This is a genomic window from Planomonospora algeriensis, assembly GCF_977012225.1.
The window spans coordinates 1-4,473 of record NZ_CDRNDK010000483.1 but is presented as its reverse complement, the minus strand read 5'-3'; the positions used below and the strand labels follow the sequence as shown (position 1 = coordinate 4,473).

The window sequence follows — 4,473 nt, the reverse complement described above, 5'->3', positions numbered from 1 at the left end:
CGGTCCCGGCCAGGCGGACCGCCGCCCGTCCCCCGACTCCCGGTCCCGCGCCGGCCGGGCCCCTGAGCCTTCCGCTCAACGGGACCGCCCCGCGCGGGTACGGTGACGCGCGGCCTACGTTCTTCCGGTACGGTCGCCCGCCGTACCGGAACACGTGAGGTGAGCCATGACAGCCGAGCCCGCGGCGCTCACGGCAGGCGACGGCGACCGGGCCGGCGCGGTCGCCACCGCCCCGCCCACCCCGCTGGAGATGCGGCGCGCGATGGGGGCGTTCGCCACCGGTGTCACCGTGGTCACCGGGGTCGACGGCGGAGAGGCGGTGGGCTTCGCCTGCCAGGCGTTCGCCTCGGTCTCACTCGAACCGCCGCTGGTGCTGTTCTGCGCCGGCCACGGCGGCCGCACCTGGCCGAGGATCCGCGCTGCCGGACGGTTCTGCGTGAACGTGCTGGGCGAGGGCCAGGTCGACCTGTGCGGCCGGTTCGGCTCCGGCACGGGCCGGAAGTACGACGGGCTCGACTGGGACCTGTCCCGGTGGGGCACCCCGGCCCTGCGCGGCGTGCTGCTGCGGGTGCACGCCGAGGTGTCCGACGTGCACGCCGCCGGTGACCACGACGTGGTGATCGGCCGGGTCCTGGAGGTCGAGGCGGGCACCGGGCAGCGTCCGCTGATCTTCTTCCGAGGGCGGTTCGGCGTCGACGCCCCGGAGCCGCCGGCACAGGGTGCGGAGGCGGCCGTGCCGGTCCTGTGGGGGTGGGGCGACCGCTGGGGCTGACCGGCACGGGTCACCGGTCAGCCGCGTGGACCGAGCGGGACGTGCAGCGAGAGGTGCTCGGACAGGGCGCGGAGGAAGTCCGGGGCGTCGAAGACCGCGCCCGCGGAGACGACGCCGGCGGCCTTCGTCCGGCCGGTGAGGATGCGGTCGACGGCCTCCACCGCGAGCGGCGCGCTGATGGCGTAGATGTCCTGGCCTACAGCGGCCGCGCGGCGCTCCGCACCGCCGGAGCGGACGAGGACGTCGACGACGAAGGTCTGCGCGGAGCGACCGCGCTCGTCGACGGCGGTCGGCGCCGGAGCATCCGGAGCGGACAGGTCCGCGGCCGCCTTGGCGGTCATGTAGGTGCGCACCTCCGGGACGGCCAGGTGGCTGGGAACGGTGACGACGTCGGCCATGGTGAACTCCCCGATGACGCTCTGCGGGCCGAGCGGAGCCGGAAAGGGCCATTCCAGGGTCGGCAGGGCGTCGTCGTGGTACTCCAGCCGCCCGCCGGTGTGGCGGACCCTGCGGCCGCCCCGTCGCCGCGCCGAGACCGTACCCGAAACGAGCGTTCCGGCAGTGGGGTGCCAGCTGCTCAGGCCGTAGGCGATGTGCGCCTCGTCCGCCGCCGTCCAGTCGCCCATCGCGGTGGTGACCAGCAGGTCACCGAGACCGCCGAAGAAGGCCATCGCCGGGACCACCACGGTGCCCGCGGCGCGGGCGCGCTCCGCGAAGTGCGTGAACGTGTCGAGGTTCGCCTCGATCTCGGCCGCCACGTCGACGTACGGGATGCCGGCGCGCAGCGCCGCCTCGACCAGCGGGCCGGCGGTCGAGGCGAAGGGACCGGCGCAGTTGACCACGGCGGCCGCCCCGTCCAGCGCGCGGTCCAGCGAGACCGGATCGCCGGCCGACGCCTGCCGCGTCTCCAGCCCCGGCCGGGACCGCGCCAGCGCCAGCAGCTTGTCCCGGTCGCGGCCGAGGAGCAGCGGGACGTATCCGCGCTCGTGCAACTCCGCCACCACGAACCGCCCGGTGTGCCCGTAGGCACCGAACACCGCCACGTCCCGTCCCGATCCCATGCCTGCTCCCGTGTGCTCTGAGTGATCCGCTGGGAAGATCCTGTCTCCTCCGGTCACCGGCGCCCAGTGTCTGAAACGACATGATGCGTACAATTCCCGACATGAGCTCCACCCCGCGCTCCGTCGCGATCGCCGCCACCGACGGGATGCTCCACTTCGAGCTGGCCCTGGCCTACGAGGTCTTCGGATCCGCCCCGGCCGCCCTGCCGGGCCCCTGGTACGACGTCACGGTCTGCGGCGCGCACGCCGTCCGGGTCGGCCGGTTCCTGCTGGAGCCGGACGGCGGGCTCGACCGGCTGGCGCACGCGGGCACCGTGATCGTCCCCGGTCTGGCGGACGTCGAGGAGGATCCGCCGGCCGACCTGATCGAGGCGGTGCGTGCGGCTCACGAGTCGGGCGCACGGGTGGTCTCCCTGTGCACGGGCGCGTTCGTGCTCGCCGCCGCAGGCCTGCTGGACGGGCTGCGCGCGACCACGCACTGGGCGCATGCCTGGCAACTGGCCGCGCGCTACCCCCGGGTGGAGGTCGACCCGGACGTGCTCTACGTCGACAACGGCAGCGTGCTCACGTCCGCGGGCAAGGCCGCGGCGATGGACCTGTGCCTGCACCTGGTCCGCCGCGACCACGGGTCGGCGGTCGCGAACGTGGTCGCCCGCCGCCTGGTCGTGCCGCCCCACCGAGCCGGAGGCCAGGCCCAGTTCGTCACCACGCCGGTGCCGGCCCAGGACGGCCATCCCCTGGCCGAGCTGCTCCCCTGGGTGATGCGGCGGCTGGACCGGCCCCTCACCGTGGAGGACCTGGCCCGCCGGGCGAACATGAGCTCACGCCATCTGGCCCGCCACTTCCGCGCGGTGACCGGCACCACCCCGCTGCAGTGGCTGCTCGGTCAGCGGATCCGCCGCGCGCAGGAGCTGCTGGAGACCACGGACGACAGCGTCGACGCCATCGCCTCGGCCGCGGGCATGGGCACGGCGGCGACGCTGCGCCGCCATTTCCACCGCGTGATCGGCGTACCGCCGGACGCCTACCGCCGCACGTTCCGGGCGTGAGGCTTCCGGTGCCCCGCGCACCGTCGTCCGGCCGCGGTATCAGGGAGGCTGGAACCCGGTTTCCCCGCGCGGCGGCGTCAGAACCAGTCGCCGTTCTGGCCGGTGGCCAGGAGCCGGTTCACCGTCTCGGCGGACCACGTCCGGTCCGGGACCACCGCCATCAGGCGGGCCCGCCGAGGGGCCGCCGCGTCCGGGAAGAGCGTCCCCGAAGCCTCGCGCGCGGCACAGGCCACCAGCGAGGCGACCTTCTCCAGCGGCGTCCGCGCGTCCCCCACCAGGGAGATCGCCGCCACCGGCCCCTCGGGACCGCGGATCGCCGCGGCCACGCAGGCGATGTCGGGGAAGCACTCGCCCCGTTCGAACGCCAGCCCCCGCCGCTGCCGCACCCGGTTCAGCTCCTGGTGGAGGATGCCCATCTCGCCGATGGTGCGGCCGGTCAGCCGGCCGATGGCCCCGATCCTGGCGTCGACCTCCTCGGGTTCGAGCCAGGCCAGCATCGCCTTGCCCAGCGCGGTCGAGTGGGCCGGGGCCCGGCCGCCGACCCGGGAGGGGACCGAGGCGGCGAACCGCCCGCCGACCTTGTCGAGGTAGAAGACCTCCGCCCCGTCGAGGACCGCCAGATGGACCACGAGGCCGGTCCTGAGCTGCAGGTCGTGCAGGAGCGGCGCGGCCGCCTCCCGGACCTCGCCGTGGCCGTCGCCGCCGCCGAGCCCGAGAGCGCGCGGCCCCAGGCCGTAGCCGAAGGAGGTGTGCTCGATCCAGCCGAGGCGGACCAGCTGGTCGAGGATCCGGTGCGCCGTCGAGCGCGGCAGATGCGTGCGGCGGGCCACGTCCTCCAGGGTCAGCCGGGTGGAGCGGCCGGTGAACGCGTCCATGATCAGGGTCATCCGCTCGACCATCGACGGCGGCAGGTCGCGGCGGGCGGGCGCCGTCGGCTTCGGCTCGGGGGTGAGAGCGGTCATCGAGCCCTCCGGTCCAAAAACTGAAATGAATTCTCATCTCGGAATGTAGCAACGGGACACCGGGCGTGGAAGATCCGGAACCGGCCGGATCTTCCACGTGTACGGAACTCCGGTGGGCGGGACGTGGTGGGCGGGACGCCGTCCGGCCACCGCCGTACGGGGTCCGGTGGAGCTCAGCGGCGGGGCTTGCCGGCCCGGGGCTTGTCGGTGAGCTGCTTCTCCGCGACCTGGAGCAGGTCGTCCGCGGTCATCCCGGCGGTCCTCTCCACCCGGCTCAGCCCGTCGGCCGCGTCGCAGGCCGCCGCACTCGCGTGGACCGGGCCGCACGCGGCGAGGATCGCCCAGGCGGCCAGCGGCAGGACGAGGGTGTTGCCCAGGACGCGGAGGACGATGGCGAGAGTGGCGATGAAGGTCATGGCGGTGATCCCCTGTGTGCCCCTTGGAGGAGAAGTGCGGGCCGTTCGGCCCTCTTCCTCCAGTAGGCCCGCCGGGAGTGGCGGCCGGAGTGCACGCGGGGTGCGGAACGGTTGCCGCCGCCGGGAAGTCCTCGGTTCCGCCGCCGCGCGGCCGATGAGCGCCTTCTCCCGGATGGCGCGGCGTCCCCGGTCGGCGGGGGACCCCGCCCCGCC

Annotated in this window: 5 protein-coding genes; 2 read left to right on the top strand and 3 right to left on the bottom strand. The window is 74.6% G+C overall.

The window, feature by feature from the left end; genetic code table 11:
• The first annotated feature begins 166 nt into the window (after positions 1-166).
• The gene (locus ACWJ6R_RS30790; protein ID WP_449065588.1) at positions 167-772 is read left to right on the top strand and encodes a flavin reductase family protein; all 606 of its coding nucleotides are present in this window, start codon (positions 167-169) and stop codon (positions 770-772) included.
• Positions 773-789: 17 nt separating this feature from the next.
• On the opposite strand, the gene ACWJ6R_RS30785 is transcribed toward ACWJ6R_RS30790, so the two are convergent.
• Positions 790-1,833 carry a saccharopine dehydrogenase family protein gene (locus ACWJ6R_RS30785; protein ID WP_449065587.1) on the bottom strand — a complete coding sequence of 348 codons (1,044 nt, stop codon included), beginning with the start codon at positions 1,831-1,833 and terminating at the stop codon, positions 790-792.
• 101 nt (positions 1,834-1,934) lie between these two features.
• On the opposite strand from ACWJ6R_RS30785, the gene ACWJ6R_RS30780 reads away from it, so the two are divergent.
• Complete coding sequence (locus ACWJ6R_RS30780) at positions 1,935-2,882, top strand: helix-turn-helix domain-containing protein (protein ID WP_449065586.1); 948 nt, start codon at positions 1,935-1,937, stop codon at positions 2,880-2,882.
• A gap of 77 nt (positions 2,883-2,959) precedes the next feature.
• Here ACWJ6R_RS30780 and ACWJ6R_RS30775 read toward each other — a convergent pair whose 3' ends face one another.
• Both ACWJ6R_RS30775 and ACWJ6R_RS30770 read right to left on the bottom strand, forming a co-directional pair.
• Complete coding sequence (locus tag ACWJ6R_RS30775) at positions 2,960-3,844, bottom strand: IclR family transcriptional regulator (protein ID WP_449065585.1); 885 nt, start codon at positions 3,842-3,844, stop codon at positions 2,960-2,962.
• Positions 3,845-4,017: 173 nt separating this feature from the next.
• Entirely contained in the window at positions 4,018-4,260 is a 243-nt protein-coding gene (locus ACWJ6R_RS30770) for a hypothetical protein (protein ID WP_449065584.1), read from the bottom strand.
• Positions 4,261-4,473: the final 213 nt, after the last annotated feature.

Bases quoted from the DNA above. Each gene is read 5' to 3' on its own strand.
- ACWJ6R_RS30790 (WP_449065588.1), top strand. From the start codon at position 167: ATGACAGCCGAGCCCGCGGCGCTCACGGCAGGCGACGGCGACCGGGCC.
- ACWJ6R_RS30785 (WP_449065587.1), bottom strand. From the start codon at position 1,833: ATGGGATCGGGACGGGACGTGGCGGTGTTCGGTGCCTACGGGCACACC.
- ACWJ6R_RS30780 (WP_449065586.1), top strand. From the start codon at position 1,935: ATGAGCTCCACCCCGCGCTCCGTCGCGATCGCCGCCACCGACGGGATG.
- ACWJ6R_RS30775 (WP_449065585.1), bottom strand. From the start codon at position 3,844: ATGACCGCTCTCACCCCCGAGCCGAAGCCGACGGCGCCCGCCCGCCGC.
- ACWJ6R_RS30770 (WP_449065584.1), bottom strand. From the start codon at position 4,260: ATGACCTTCATCGCCACTCTCGCCATCGTCCTCCGCGTCCTGGGCAAC.